The sequence below is a fragment of the Microbulbifer okhotskensis genome (assembly GCF_023895975.1).
Lineage (GTDB): Bacteria > Pseudomonadota > Gammaproteobacteria > Pseudomonadales > Cellvibrionaceae > Microbulbifer > Microbulbifer okhotskensis.
The window spans coordinates 1-12,302 of the sequence record NZ_JALBWM010000115.1; the positions used below are offsets into that span (position 1 = coordinate 1).

The 12,302-nt window shown below is 53.7% G+C and carries 20 protein-coding genes and 1 pseudogene; 15 read left to right on the top strand and 6 right to left on the bottom strand.

Annotation, left to right across the window (positions count from 1 at the left end):
• From MO867_RS18010 to MO867_RS18030, 5 genes are all read right to left on the bottom strand, one after another.
• The coding region (locus tag MO867_RS18010; RefSeq protein ID WP_252471751.1) for a hypothetical protein at nucleotides 1-742 on the bottom strand (742 nt) is incomplete at its 3' end.
• Between the two features lie 58 nt (nucleotides 743-800).
• The gene (locus tag MO867_RS18015; RefSeq protein WP_252471753.1) at nucleotides 801-1,685 is read right to left on the bottom strand and encodes a hypothetical protein; all 885 of its coding nucleotides are present in this window, start codon (nucleotides 1,683-1,685) and stop codon (nucleotides 801-803) included.
• A 102-nt stretch (nucleotides 1,686-1,787) separates the two neighbouring features.
• Nucleotides 1,788-2,534: an outer membrane protein gene (locus MO867_RS18020; RefSeq protein WP_252471755.1), complete on the bottom strand. Its 747-nt coding sequence runs from the start codon at nucleotides 2,532-2,534 to the stop codon at nucleotides 1,788-1,790.
• 27 nt (nucleotides 2,535-2,561) lie between these two features.
• Nucleotides 2,562-2,759: a hypothetical protein gene (locus MO867_RS18025; protein ID WP_252471757.1), complete on the bottom strand. Its 198-nt coding sequence runs from the start codon at nucleotides 2,757-2,759 to the stop codon at nucleotides 2,562-2,564.
• A 339-nt stretch (nucleotides 2,760-3,098) separates the two neighbouring features.
• Entirely contained in the window at nucleotides 3,099-3,518 is a 420-nt protein-coding gene (locus tag MO867_RS18030; protein WP_252471759.1) for a helix-turn-helix domain-containing protein, read from the bottom strand.
• Between the two features lie 90 nt (nucleotides 3,519-3,608).
• On the opposite strand from MO867_RS18030, the gene MO867_RS18035 reads away from it, so the two are divergent.
• The 8 genes and pseudogenes from MO867_RS18035 to MO867_RS24090 all read left to right on the top strand — a co-directional run.
• A complete protein-coding gene (locus MO867_RS18035; protein WP_252471761.1) occupies nucleotides 3,609-3,833 on the top strand; it encodes a DNA-binding protein in 225 nt (74 codons plus the stop codon).
• An 8-nt stretch (nucleotides 3,834-3,841) separates the two neighbouring features.
• On the top strand, nucleotides 3,842-4,441 hold the full coding sequence (locus MO867_RS18040) for a hypothetical protein (protein ID WP_252471763.1): 600 nt from the start codon (nucleotides 3,842-3,844) through the stop codon (nucleotides 4,439-4,441).
• Nucleotides 4,442-4,585: 144 nt separating this feature from the next.
• On the top strand, nucleotides 4,586-5,086 hold the full coding sequence (locus MO867_RS18045) for a hypothetical protein (RefSeq protein ID WP_252471765.1): 501 nt from the start codon (nucleotides 4,586-4,588) through the stop codon (nucleotides 5,084-5,086).
• Nucleotides 5,083-5,274 (top strand): hypothetical protein, encoded by a 192-nt coding sequence (locus MO867_RS18050; protein WP_252471766.1) that lies wholly within the window; start codon nucleotides 5,083-5,085, stop codon nucleotides 5,272-5,274. Before MO867_RS18045 ends, MO867_RS18050 begins: the two co-directional genes overlap by 4 nt.
• Before the next feature lie 49 nt (nucleotides 5,275-5,323).
• Nucleotides 5,324-5,623, top strand: a complete 300-nt coding sequence (locus MO867_RS18055) for a helix-turn-helix domain-containing protein (protein ID WP_252471768.1) — start codon at nucleotides 5,324-5,326, stop codon at nucleotides 5,621-5,623.
• Between the two features lie 3 nt (nucleotides 5,624-5,626).
• Nucleotides 5,627-6,448 (top strand): DUF3102 domain-containing protein, encoded by an 822-nt coding sequence (locus MO867_RS18060; protein WP_252471770.1) that lies wholly within the window; start codon nucleotides 5,627-5,629, stop codon nucleotides 6,446-6,448.
• Nucleotides 6,445-6,651 carry a hypothetical protein gene (locus MO867_RS18065; protein WP_252471772.1) on the top strand — a complete coding sequence of 69 codons (207 nt, stop codon included), beginning with the start codon at nucleotides 6,445-6,447 and terminating at the stop codon, nucleotides 6,649-6,651. The genes MO867_RS18060 and MO867_RS18065 overlap by 4 nt, the downstream gene beginning before the upstream one ends.
• Before the next feature lie 34 nt (nucleotides 6,652-6,685).
• Nucleotides 6,686-6,745 (top strand): annotated as a pseudogene (locus MO867_RS24090) (hypothetical protein); the annotation flags it as partial.
• A gap of 31 nt (nucleotides 6,746-6,776) precedes the next feature.
• Here MO867_RS24090 and MO867_RS18070 read toward each other — a convergent pair.
• Complete coding sequence (locus MO867_RS18070) at nucleotides 6,777-7,100, bottom strand: bromodomain-containing protein (RefSeq protein ID WP_252471774.1); 324 nt, start codon at nucleotides 7,098-7,100, stop codon at nucleotides 6,777-6,779.
• 52 nt (nucleotides 7,101-7,152) lie between these two features.
• Here MO867_RS18070 and MO867_RS18075 point away from each other — a divergent pair, with 52 nt between their 5' ends.
• From MO867_RS18075 to MO867_RS18105, 7 genes are read left to right on the top strand one after another with little or no spacing between them, the layout of a single operon-like run.
• On the top strand, nucleotides 7,153-8,922 hold the full coding sequence (locus MO867_RS18075; protein WP_252471776.1) for a TnsB C-terminal domain-containing protein: 1,770 nt from the start codon (nucleotides 7,153-7,155) through the stop codon (nucleotides 8,920-8,922).
• A 27-nt stretch (nucleotides 8,923-8,949) separates the two neighbouring features.
• The gene (locus tag MO867_RS18080; protein ID WP_252471778.1) at nucleotides 8,950-10,080 is read left to right on the top strand and encodes an AAA family ATPase; all 1,131 of its coding nucleotides are present in this window, start codon (nucleotides 8,950-8,952) and stop codon (nucleotides 10,078-10,080) included.
• A gap of 1 nt (nucleotide 10,081) precedes the next feature.
• Nucleotides 10,082-10,318, top strand: a complete 237-nt coding sequence (locus MO867_RS18085; protein ID WP_252471780.1) for a hypothetical protein — start codon at nucleotides 10,082-10,084, stop codon at nucleotides 10,316-10,318.
• Entirely contained in the window at nucleotides 10,299-10,607 is a 309-nt protein-coding gene (locus MO867_RS18090) for a hypothetical protein (protein WP_252471782.1), read from the top strand. Before MO867_RS18085 ends, MO867_RS18090 begins: the two co-directional genes overlap by 20 nt.
• Nucleotides 10,597-10,905 (top strand): hypothetical protein, encoded by a 309-nt coding sequence (locus MO867_RS18095; protein WP_252471784.1) that lies wholly within the window; start codon nucleotides 10,597-10,599, stop codon nucleotides 10,903-10,905. Before MO867_RS18090 ends, MO867_RS18095 begins: the two co-directional genes overlap by 11 nt.
• The gene (locus MO867_RS18100) at nucleotides 10,895-11,500 is read left to right on the top strand and encodes a DUF3164 family protein (protein WP_252471786.1); all 606 of its coding nucleotides are present in this window, start codon (nucleotides 10,895-10,897) and stop codon (nucleotides 11,498-11,500) included. Before MO867_RS18095 ends, MO867_RS18100 begins: the two co-directional genes overlap by 11 nt.
• 8 nt (nucleotides 11,501-11,508) lie before the next feature.
• The gene (locus MO867_RS18105) at nucleotides 11,509-12,198 is read left to right on the top strand and encodes a DUF2786 domain-containing protein (RefSeq protein WP_252471788.1); all 690 of its coding nucleotides are present in this window, start codon (nucleotides 11,509-11,511) and stop codon (nucleotides 12,196-12,198) included.
• Nucleotides 12,199-12,302 lie beyond the last annotated feature (104 nt).

Sequence of the window (12,302 nt, forward strand, 5' to 3'; positions counted from 1 at the left end):
TCTGGTTGGAAAGCTCTTTTCCATTGGCAACCAGGCTGCTGATACCCGGTTGTTTGGCTAGGCTTTGCAGGGCCTGCACAAAAGTACCCACTCCCTCACCATGTACCAGCCAATTAATCCGTGCATCATTGGCCTGTGCCTGCTGGATCAGCGCCGCCAGTGATTGCGCATTGTGGGCTTGTTTGTGTTGGCCATTTTGCCAGTACAGGGAATAGTGTTTATCGTCACCCTCCAAATCCCTGGGGCTCAATGCGGCCTTATAGGCGGGGAGAATATGGTTGATTAATAACTCACCAGCCTCTTCTTTATTATCAAATTTACCGCTGACCGCCGCATAGTGGGCATTACCCCAGCGGTGGTCGTGCCTCATGGTATTTCTACGCCTTGAGTCAGTTTTCCATTTATTCTCTAAGTCATCTCTATCCACACGATACAAACCCGTAGTCTGGTCCGTTACCGGAGCGGAAACCGAGCTGTCGATTTCCAGTCCATACACCAGAATATCGCCGTTTTTGTGTATCTGATAGTGAAACTGGGCACCATCGAGCTTTAGGGTTTTGGGGCCGTTGTCGCGACCACCGGGAGTAATCGCCAGGCTGTAGAGCGCCCGCACCAGGTTGGTTTTATAGTAGTTACCGGGGTGCTCGCGCTTCAGCTGTTCCCAGGTTTCTGCGTGGCCTGGATGTACATAGACATTCCGGTTGATATTGGGAGTTTCTCCCCGTTTGATAATGATTTTCACAATGGCTCCTTGCCTGTGATAGTTCAGTTTTTTCTGGTCCTAAGTGCGGCTGAATAGCCTATGCCTGCCAAGTCGGCGGCGGGCTGCCGGGTTTGGTGATAATGATTTTCCCCTCGAAATCATCGGTTTCGTACCATTCCGGGTAAACCCAGGGTTCAATATCGCGTTTAGCGCTGGCCTTGGCCCCCGGCCACTGTTGTTGAACCCTTGATAATTGTGTTTTGGCATCGGCCCCGAGTTGCAGCTCGACACTGTCGCAAACGGAATCTCGAATGCTGTTCATGGCTTTTAGGCAGGGTTTGACAGGGGCATAGCCCAGATAGTTGAAAACAAAGTAGATATAGTGGCGTTGGTCCAAGGGAATAAAAAAGAAGCTGGAGAAATGTGTATCGTAGAAGGGGCACTCAGCCAGTGATTCTGGTGAGTGTTGCTGATGCTTTTCAAAAAATATCGGCGTAGTCCCGTCCAGCTTATGCAGCTGCCAGTTCACCGGAGCCTGCTGTACTTTGTGGTTGGGCTGACAGGGTCCATTGTAATATAAAGCACGTATAATCACCTGCTCAAAGTGCTGCGGGTTAAGGCAACTCATATCTTCGGGCAGGGCGTCGTGACGGTTTAGTGTTAGTACAAATGATATGTACCCAATGGGGCGGCTACGCCAGATAGGGCCAAACAGCTCCCAGCTGCGCTTCATTAGTATTTGCCGGGCAACACCCTCGCGCTTCCACTCTTCTCGTTTACTATCATCAAAGTAGTTGCTGTTATCAAAAATATTGACGCTCTGCGGCGGCTCCTGGCTGGGGTCTGCAAAGCTGTCATGGCAGGCGTTGAGCGGTAAGCTAAATGCTAGGCGACTGCCGGAGAGATCGATAGCAACCCTTTCGCGCTCGTGGCGACGGGGGATAAAGGGGCGCTGACGAGAGGCGAATAAGCGAGATAACATATACAGATCAATCCTTTGAGCATTCCTGGTCAGATTTTACGATGTTTTTTTTCATCAATACACTTTCCAGTATTTGGGAAACTGTGCCCGGATTAGGTAGCGTTAAAAAGTGTAGGAAACCCCTGCCTGCCATAGGCTGAAGTCATCCATATCGAATTCCACACGTCTACCCTCAGATACTCGTATATCACCAAACTCACCGATATTGTGGCGAATATATTCGGTGTTCATACGGAGGTGATCAGTAAAGGCGTAGCGGAAGCCTGCACCGTAGTGGAAAAAGTCTTTATAGAACCTTTTGGATTTGCGGAAGCTCTCGCCCGCGATCACCTCATCAATCGCCAGAGACCAGTCCAACTGTCCATAACTAACTCCGCCGAGCAGGTACAAGCAGGCTTTACTGCAATTTCTGGATAACTCCAAAACCCCAGTAAGGGACAGTATATTTAAATCATAATCCTGGTTGCCTTCGTAGCGCTCCACTACGGTCTCGGTTCCAGTGAGTACATTTTCTTCCACAAACTCCAGATAGTCAGACTGACCTGAGCCAATGGTGCCGTAACTGATACGCAGCTCCAGAGGGTAATTTTCGAAGTCTGCACCAAAGGCAATATTGTTCCAGATTTCACCATCAGAATTTTTCAGCTTAAAGTAGCTAAACTCCGACAGGTTGCCATCTTCATCAGCGCCAATTACCCGGTAATCCTGGGTTTGTTCAAGCTTACTGTACCCCGTATTTAGGGAGACAAACGGGTGAAAGCTCAGAGACTTCTGCTGACCATATTCAGCAGCAGTGGTGTTTGTAGAAATAATCAGTGCGCCGAGTACAACGGCTAAACGGGAACGCATAACAGCCTCCATGTGGTTACTACGTTTTTAGGGATTATCAGGGCTTTGCCCTGTGGTTAGGTAAAACTGATTGTTGCCGGGCAATACCACCCTGATGCCCGAAGCGGCATCATCCAGTGCCGCCAGTAAACGATTGGCCAGCTTTTCTGCGGCCTCGCCATCCAGGTGAATCTCGTAGACGATATCTCCCCCTACTACCCGGTTGTGGTTACCTCTAATCTCCATGGCTACCCCCAACATCCGCCATAAAACGGAATTGCGCTAAACAATATGTAAAAACCCATTGCGTGACAACGCCCACAATTTTGCACTATTTAGCAACAATCTTTATGCCTGGAAATACTGAGCATAAAAAAGCCTGAAGCCCCTAAAAGGAAAACCCTCCCAGTATTGGACAGCTACTGTCGGTTTCTTTCCCTGTGTCCAGCTCTGTTGGGATAACGCTTGCTCTTACCTCTTATTTATTGTCGCCACGAGCCAAATTACAAAGCATTACGCTAGTTGTACGGGGCCATCTGTGGCACGTTAAATACCCAAATACGTCAGCGCTGACGTATTTGCTTGCTATCGCTTCCTTCTACGAGGAGCGTAATCATGGAAGTCACCAGCAGCCACCTTGTTGCCATCTCCTGTAACAGACACATTGGGTTTATTTTCTGGCGAGGCATTTCCGGCTGTTAATGCCCCAAGTACCGCAGCTTTTACTTGAATTGGCGCAGCCCTATAAAGTGCTAGTAATTCCAACTCTTCATCAGAACCCGCAGAAGATACTTCTGTACGGCGTCCCGTTATTACATACCCAATATCAATATCGCCGTCTTCTAGAGCAGCTAACTGAACAGCGTTAGGTGCAGTGACGCCTTTCTCCCAATCGATAACCGTTCTCTTTGATGCGCCGACCAATTCACCAAGCTCTGGCTGGGTAAATTTCAACCGTTTCCGTTCTTCACGTAAACGCTCCCCTATTTTTAAGGCAGAATTCATCACTTTCACCGTTGACAAGTGCAGATTTCTGCACCTATCATTGTCTACACATTCACACAACATCATTCAGCAACAAGGAGGGCCACCGCTATGGCCGACCAAGAGTTACTGACCCCAGACCAGGTTAAGGCGCAGTTCCGCGCCCAGGGCCTGACCATTACCCAATGGGCAGAGGAACGGGGCTACCGGCGCAATGCGGTCTACCGCGTTCTCAATTCTTTCGACAAGGCCAGCTATGGCCGTGCCCATGAAATCGCTGTGGCACTCGGCATCAAAGCTGATCCAGATACCGACAGTCAATCCACTGCAGCTTAGGAGGCCCCATGGACAGAGCCACACAAATCCGCCGCATTAACGCCGATGGCGTTTTTCAGTTAGGCAGCGGTATTTACCTTGTGCCCGGCACCAAGCCCGGCGACCTGCTGGAAGTACTGCACACAGACAAAGGGGTGTGCTGCCGCTTGGCCACTGAGCACGGTGCCCAATGGCAGCGAGCGCAGGCTCCGCAACGTGACCACTACGGATTTATCCCGGATGCCCGCCTGATCGGCAAGACGGTCCGGGCCCTTCGGATCGAGTCCACCCGCAAGAACGGCAAGTGCTTGCTCAGCGAGGACGAGGCCCGCGAGTTCGCTCTATGGACTCTTCGGCAAAGGCCGAAGAGTCCACGCCTGGCCAAACACTCACAAGCGCCAGTTGGCCGTACAGCATCTTGCGTGCCTCCAGCCGGCCGCCCTCAGTACGGTGAAACTCCTCCACGACCTTTTGCCAGCGGGGGGCTAGTTCCGCAGCCACGTCTGGATGACGTTTCAGCAACGGTGTCAGGACGTCTTTCAGCGCCAGAAACAGGCCATTGGCCCATTCGTCTACCGCGTCTAATTCGGCGCGTAGCGGCTCGGTTTCTGTGCGGATCAGCTGGGTGATGGTTGCCATGTCTTCCTGGGTAAGCGCCACAAGCATTCTCCCTGAGTTGTGTGAATGATGCCGTTATTTACACATAACGCAACAGCATTGCACCAGATGCAAGACAGAACTTTGTTTGGAAGGGCTGATTTTGGGGGTTTCCAATGACCAGCAAAGCCTGGAAACGCCGCCGCTGGAATAAGGCGGTGGCCACCAATCTGCGCCAGGCGCTGGAGTGGTGCAAGGACTACGCGAAGGACATCCACAACCTAAGCGTGGAGCGCATTGCCGAGGGCATGGGGCTGGCGGATCACTGGGCACTGTACAAGTGGATTCAAACCGGCCGTATGCCGGCGGTAATGATCCCGGCTTATGAGCGGGTATGCGGCTGTGACTTTGTGAGCCGCTGGCTGGCTGCCTCCAGTGGTTACCTGGTGGTGAAAATCCCCAGCGGTAAAGCCGCCTCGGCCACGGATGTTTTAACCCTACAGGGAGAGATCAGCAGCGCAATTTCCACGCTGGTGGATTTTTACAACGGCAAGTCGGATGTGGCGGAAACGCTGGCGGAACTGAGAAAGGCGATGGAGGGCCTGGCCCACCACCACCGCAACGTAGAGGAGTTCCACACACCGGAATTGCCATTGGATTTGGGGGATGAGGAATGAGACCAAGCCAATTGAAACGTGGAGACAAGATTTTTTATCGCAGCATCCTTGGAGTTGAGCAGGTGGCCTACTTCCAAAAGCGTATCCCTAGCCGTGGTAAGGGGCAACCCGCACAAAACTATCTGCGCTTCCCCGAGTTTGTCGGTCTGGACGGGCCGGGCCGGATGATGACGGTACTTGCGTGGTGAGCGACTACGACTTGTCCCGCCGAGGGCATTTGGCTACGGGGGTTCCGACATGAGTAAACAAACCGCTCTACACAAAGGGCTGCGGGTTCTGAAGGCATTAAAAGGACACACCTTGACCGGGCTGAGCAACCAGCAACTGGTCCAGGCTACGGACATCAATGCCAGTGCTATCACGCGCATTATGGCCGCGTTGATTGATGAGGGGTTGGCAGAAAAACGCGAGGACGGCCGCTTTGCATTGAGTGTGGGCATGTTGCAAATCGCCCAGCGGCACGCGCTGGAAATGCAGCGGGCGCAGGAAAAAATCGATGAAATCAACCGCCGGGTGATAGCCGGCGCACAGGGGTGATCTATGAGCAGGAACGCGATTATCGAACACCAAGCGCATTCGCGCGAAATTACCGAGCTGTATTTGGATGGCCAGCCCTATGACCGGCTGCGACTGGTCAATGAAGCCCGCTTCTGCCTGGCACAGAGCGCCGAGGCGATGCTGGAAGCGGGTCGCCGTTTAATCGTCATTAAAGAGCATGAGCCCCGCGGGGAGCTCCAGCAGATTATTGAACAAGAGTTGGGCCTAAATCAGCGAGTTGCTCAAAGAATGATGCAGGCCGCTGCCAAATTTCTATCCCCTAAATTAGGCAAGCAATCCAAAGCGCTGGTACAGCTTGGCAAAACAAAATTGTATGAGCTGATGCTGGAGGATGATGAGGAGCTTGCTGAGCTGGCTGATGGTGGGACTGTTGCCGGGCTGAACTTAGATGATATCGACCGCATGAGCACCCGCGAATTGCGCTTGGCCCTGCGCGATGCCCGCGCAGACAACGAGGCTAAAGACTCAGTTATTGCCGATAAAAACAAAAAGCTCGATGAGTTGGTCACCAAGAAAAAACGCATCAAAAAAATTCCCCCGGATCAGGAGAGTGAACAGATTCGCGCAGAAGCGGCGGATCACTGTTACCAGGTGGAGGCGCTTTTGCTGGGCCAGGTGGTGCAGGCGCTGACCCAGGTAAAAGACCATGCGGATATTCACCAGTTCAGCGTAGACAGTTGGATGGCCGGCCAATTGGATCAGCTGGAGGATGCCTTACAGGAAGTGCGGCAAGTGCTGGGGGTTTTCCGCAGTGAAAGTGCAGCGCCCTGGGAAGAAGAAAGCGAGGAGGAGGTGGCGGCATGATGACTCCAGAGCAAAACCCCTTTTACACCGGCAGCCTCTGCGGCCAGCCCTTTTTCTGCCACTCCGTGGAAGAACGCTTGGAAATGGTGGAGGAATTCACCGCGCAACAGTGCCGCACTGCCCTGGATATCCATGGGTTGCAGCCGGCGGTGGATGATGCGATCAGATGCCGCCTTAAAACGCTGGAGGCCGGTAATGACTGAGATCACCTTGTTGGACCAGCTCACCTTCGGCCAGATGCTTTTATTGTGGCGAGATTTTACCGGCAATAACCATCAACAACTGGCTCAACGCTACGGTGTGACCCTGCGTGCGGTGTACGGCGCAATCAGCGCGGTTTCTGCTTGGACAGCCAATCCTGAAGCACCTTTAGAGAAGGCATGGGAAACCCTCGGTAAAACTCTGTGGGCTGGTCGTCTGGATGAACTGGCTGGCCTTCATGGCATCGCAGCATTGCTTCAATCCGTTCAAAGGGGTCTAAAAACGGATCGTGCGCATCGCGCGCCATGTGTTCGACTAGTTGTGCATTCATCAGTGCCTGCAGATCCTCTGGAGAGTAGTTCGGTTGGTATTGAACATAGGCTAGTAACAGGCCAACAAGATGCTCCAGCCCCTCTATCTGACGCTCCCTTGCGTTTACTCGATTGGACATATCCCGATCTCCATTGTGGTAAGAGCCCAAGCATAACGGAAGGAGCAGAACAATGAACCCCGCACTGCTTGAGCGCCTGCAGGCTGTGGCCGCCGACGCCCAAGCGGCTGGTCACGGAAAGAAAGGTCCGGTTTATGCGGCTGCAGCGGCAGAGATGGGCATCAGTGTGGCCACCCTGCAGCGGCAGTTAAAGCAGGTAATTGTGGCACCGGCGCGCAAGCGCCGTGCCGATGCGGGGGCGAGTGCGCTGACACTGGAGGAGGCGCGCAAGATCAGCGCTTACCTGATGGAGAGCCGCCGCAAGCTGGGCAAGCGCCTTTCCTCTATTGAGGATGCGGTGGAGGTGCTGCGCTCTAACGGTGAGATCGGTGCGGGCCGCACTGATGAGGAAACCGGAGAGTTTATGCCTTTGTGTGCAGCAAGTATCGGCCGCGCGCTGCGCCGCTACGCGCTGCACCCGGACCAGCTTTCCCGGCCCACCCCTAAAACCCATTTGCGCTCTGAACACCCAAACCATGTTTGGCAAATAGATCCGTCGCTGTGTGTCCTCTTTTATTTGCCGAGTAAGGCCGGCCAGTGCCTGCAGGTGATGGATGAAACCAAGTTCTATAAAAACAAGCCGGCCAATATTCGCCGTATCGAAAAGGAGCGGGTCTGGCGCTATGTAATTACTGATCACACCAGCGGCGTGATCTATGTGCATTACGTGTTGGGGGCGGAGAGCGGCAAAAATCTGGTGGAGGCTTTTATCGCGGCAACGCAAAAGCGCGGTGGCGATGATCCCTTCCACGGTATTCCGCGCATGGTGATGGTGGACCCCGGCAGTGCTAACACCGGGGCGGTATTCCGCAATCTCTGCCGGGCGCTGGGTGTGCAGCTGCAGGTGAATTTGCCGGGCCAACCCTGGGCCAAGGGCCAGGTGGAAAAAGGCAACGATATTGTGGAGCGCAGCTTTGAGGGCCGCTTGCGCTTTATGACCCGGCCGCCCACTTCCCTGGAGGAGCTCAATAACGAGGGCTGGCAGTGGATGCGCTGGTTCAACGGGAAGAAAAAACACAGCCGCACAGATCAGCCGCGCTATGCCGTGTGGCTGCGTATTACCCCCGAGCAGTTGGTGGTGGCACCGGATGCGCAGGTGATGCGTGAGCTGGCTATCCATGCGGCGGAATCCCGCAAGGTGTCCCCGCAATTAACCATCAGTTATCAGGGCAAAACCTATTCTGTGCGGGATATCCCGGATGTTTTGGTGGGGGAAACCATTTCTGTCACCCGCAACCCCTGGCGTGAGGATGCGGTGCAGGTGCTCTATACCAACGAGGACGGCCGCGAGGTGATGCGGGTACTGGAGCCGGAAGCCCGCGACCAATTCGGCTTTTTACAAAGCGGCGCAATGCTGGGCGAGGAGTACAAGGCACAGCCGGAAACCCGTGCGGATAAAGAGCGCAAAGCGATTGAGCGCATGGTTATGGAAACCGACACAGATCAGGCGGCGGCGGAGAAGCGCAAAGTCCAGCCAGCACCGTTCGGTGGTCGCGTCGATCCTATGAAACCCATCACCGATACACCACTGCCCGATTACATCCCTAAACGCGGAACTGATCTGGATCTGGATATACCACTGCCCAAGGTGGAGGCCGTGCGCCTTAACACCGTGCAGGCGGCTAAGCGCTTGCGCTCACGCATGGGGGAGCGCTGGCAGCCGGAGCACTTCCAGTGGCTGCAGGAGCGCTACCCAGAGGGGGTGGCAGAGGATGAGCTGGACAAAATTTCAGATTTGCTGACTCGCAGGCAGGAATCCTCATTAAAGCTGGTCGGCCTTTAACACAACAAATACTAGGGAGGGTTACGCATGTTGAAGCTCAAAACATTACTGAAAGATCGCGGCATGACCCAGTCCGCGCTGGCTCGAAAAATCAAAATGTCACCGGCCACGGTTGCGCAAATTTGCAACCACGCTATCTGGCCGAAAAAGCGGGAGAAAGAATTAAAGAAGCAGATTCTTAAGGCTGTCGGGAATTGTGGTGAGGAAGTCTTTGAGAAGGAAGGCCGCGCTAAGAAAAAAGCACCGGTAGAGAAACAAAAAGAAAACCATCTGGAGGAGGACATTATGTTACTACGCAAACAGGCCATTAATCCGGCGGCGAAGCGCGCATTTAACCTAGTGCGTGATCCGTTTGATGAGTGCCGAAACAGCGAGGAGGTTTTCTTAACCCCGGATTCCCGCTATGTGCGTGAGAGCCTGCGACAAGTTGCGCGACATGGGGGATTTATTGCTTTGGTGGGGGAATCCGGTTCTGGCAAATCCACACTGCGCCGCGATCTTACCGGCTGGGTGGAGCGCGAGAGTGAGCCGGTGATCATTATTGAGCCCTATGTGCTGGGCATGGAAGAGGATGAGAACAAGGGCAAAACATTGAAGTCTGGCCATATTGCAGAGGCCATCCTTTCCGCAGTAGCACCGGGCCAGCATGTGCCGCGCAGCAGTGAGGCACGTTTTCGCCAGGTTCACAAAGCACTGCGCGAGTCCCACCGGGCAGGCAATCGTCATCTGCTGGTTATCGAAGAGGCCCACGGAATTCCGCTGGCCACTCTCAAGCACCTAAAGCGGTTTTTTGAATTGGAAGATGGTTTTTCCAAGCTGCTGGGCATTGTGTTGATCGGCCAGAGCGAGCTGGGCCAGAAATTGGATGAGCGCAACCCGGTAGTGCGTGAGGTAGTGCAGCGTTGTGAGGTGGTGACGCTGCGCCCCTTGGATGCGGACCTGCAGGGGTATTTGAAACATCGCTTTGCCTTGTCTGGTACCACCCTGAAAAAGGTGATGAATGATGCGGCGGTGGAGGCACTACGCAACAAGCTATCGCGTGGGAATTATTCGGTGCTCTATCCCCTGGCGGTACATAACGTGCTCACCGCCGCACTCAATGAAGCGGCTTCGCTGGGTGTGCCCCAGCTGACCGCTGACCTAATCGCGGGGGTGTAACGTGGGCAAAGGCAAAGTGATCAAACTGAAAAACCGGGCGCAGATACTCAGCTATCTGATTGCGGAAGTGGAAATCAACGGTCGCCAGTTGGAAATGGGTGTGGAGGTGGCCAGCGATCTGCCCATGGTGATTGATTGGGAGCGCCGTATTGCGTGGGTGGGTACCTGGGAGGAGTTGCTAGGGCAAATTTCCAACATTCTAGCCGAGGAACCCGAGTATGCCGCAGCCGCTAATTAATGAGGAACAGCTGGAGTATTGGGGCGAATTATTCACCGCTCACAATTTGCAGCGCTATATGCAGTTCCAGGTGTTTATCCGCAATCCACTCCTTAATTGGGAGGACATCATGGGGCGGGATTACCGCCCACTGTTACCCGCGCAAATGTCTGCTGCTGAGCGCATCGATGCGGCCTGCCAGGGCATTGAGAATGCACTGGCCAAGGTTGAGGGCGAGGTAAAGCAGCTGCGCCAGCGCAACAACGGACACTATTTTGAGCCGCTAAAGCATCACCAGTTTGCAAAGTAATCCAGATTTGGAGCAACCGCTGCTGGCGAAAACCTTTGATGTTAACTGCGGGTATTTCTCGGCAGTGGAGCGGATACGCCAAAGCCTGTTGTGGCTGTCTGCTCGGGGTTCCCGTGTGATGCGGATGCAAGTTAAGGAGGGGCGCGTGTTGATTGAAATACACGGGCCTGTCAATGCCGGAGTACCTCCCCAGTGCCTGGTGTTTGGTGGGGAGGACTACAGATGTGTCGAGCTGTATGGCTGCCAGGTGTTGTGGCGGCACCAAAAAACAAATGGAGAGCTTACCAATGATTCCTGATGGGTTTTTATTAAATGCCGCCGGACACCTGGTGCCGGAAGACCAGGTGCGCGAGCACGATAAATTGCGCGACTCTACAGTGCGCACACTGGCTGATATTGCCGAAAAGCTGAATGTGGCGTTGGGGCAATTTAAGGAGAAAGCGCTGGCGGATGTTGCCGACCTGGTGGCAATTGCTGCAGAGAAATATGACGTAAAGATGGGCGGCGAAAAAGGCAATGTATCCCTGACCACTTTTGACGGTGAATACAAGCTGGTGCGCTCAACCGCTGAGCGTTACCAGTTTACCGAGGAAATCGAAGCGGCCAAGGCCCTGATAGACGACTGCATTCTGCGCTGGAGCGAAGGGGCCAATGCGAATATCCGCGCACTGGTGGATAGAGCCTTCCGTACTGACAGCCGGGGACAATTAAAGACCTCTGCGGTTCTGGAACTGTTGCGCCTGGATATAGATGATGAAGGCTGGAAAAGAGCGATGACGGCCCTACGGGATTCTATCCATACCGCTGGCACAGCGACTTATATACGGCTGTACAAGCGTAAAGGGAAAAGCGCTCAGTATCGGCAGGTGCCTTTGGATTTGGCTGCGGTCTAGGGGGAGATATGGAGGACACAATTTTAAGGAAGATAAAGCGTTGCCTGGCCCTGGCCAAATCAAGCAACCCCAACGAGGCTGCGACCGCTTTACGCCAGGCACAAACGCTAATGCAGAAGTATGGTATTTCCAAGGCAGATGTGGCGGCCAGCGATGTGGATAGCTATATCTCGTCGGCTATTGATAGTGGCAGAACGCCGCCGGCTCACATGGCCATATTGATGAATATGGTTGCCGGGGCTTTTGGTGTTGACTTGGTTTACCACTCGCAATTTAACAATGGCAAGTGGCGTGGGGTGGTTGAGTTTTTCGGCCTGGATGGTTCACCAGAGATTGCTGCTTATGCCTTTGAAGTATTGGGCCGGCAACTAAAGAGTGATCGAAACACCTACATTTCCAGCCTGAATAAACGCTTGAAGCGAGCTACAAAAATACGGCGTGGTGACTTGTATGCCCAGGGGTGGGTCCAGGCAGTTAGCCATAAAGTGGTAACGCATAAGCGTAGCGCGGTGGAACGACTTGCAATGGCAAGTTACAAGGAGAAGCGCTGGCCTAATCTGGAAACCGCCAGAGGAAGGGATAGAACCAGCAAAGCGAGAAGCCACGATTTACAGGCAAAACTGCAGGGATTGATTGATGGTGACAAAGTTGACTTCCACCAGGGAGTTCATGGCACTAAGCGTGCGGCGTTGCACTAAACCCAATTAGGAGAAATACCATGGAGCTAGAGGTTAAAGGGAAAACGGCTAATAGGTTCGCAATCTTTGCCGGCCGGGTTCATTTAATGAATGGTGGCGCAAGG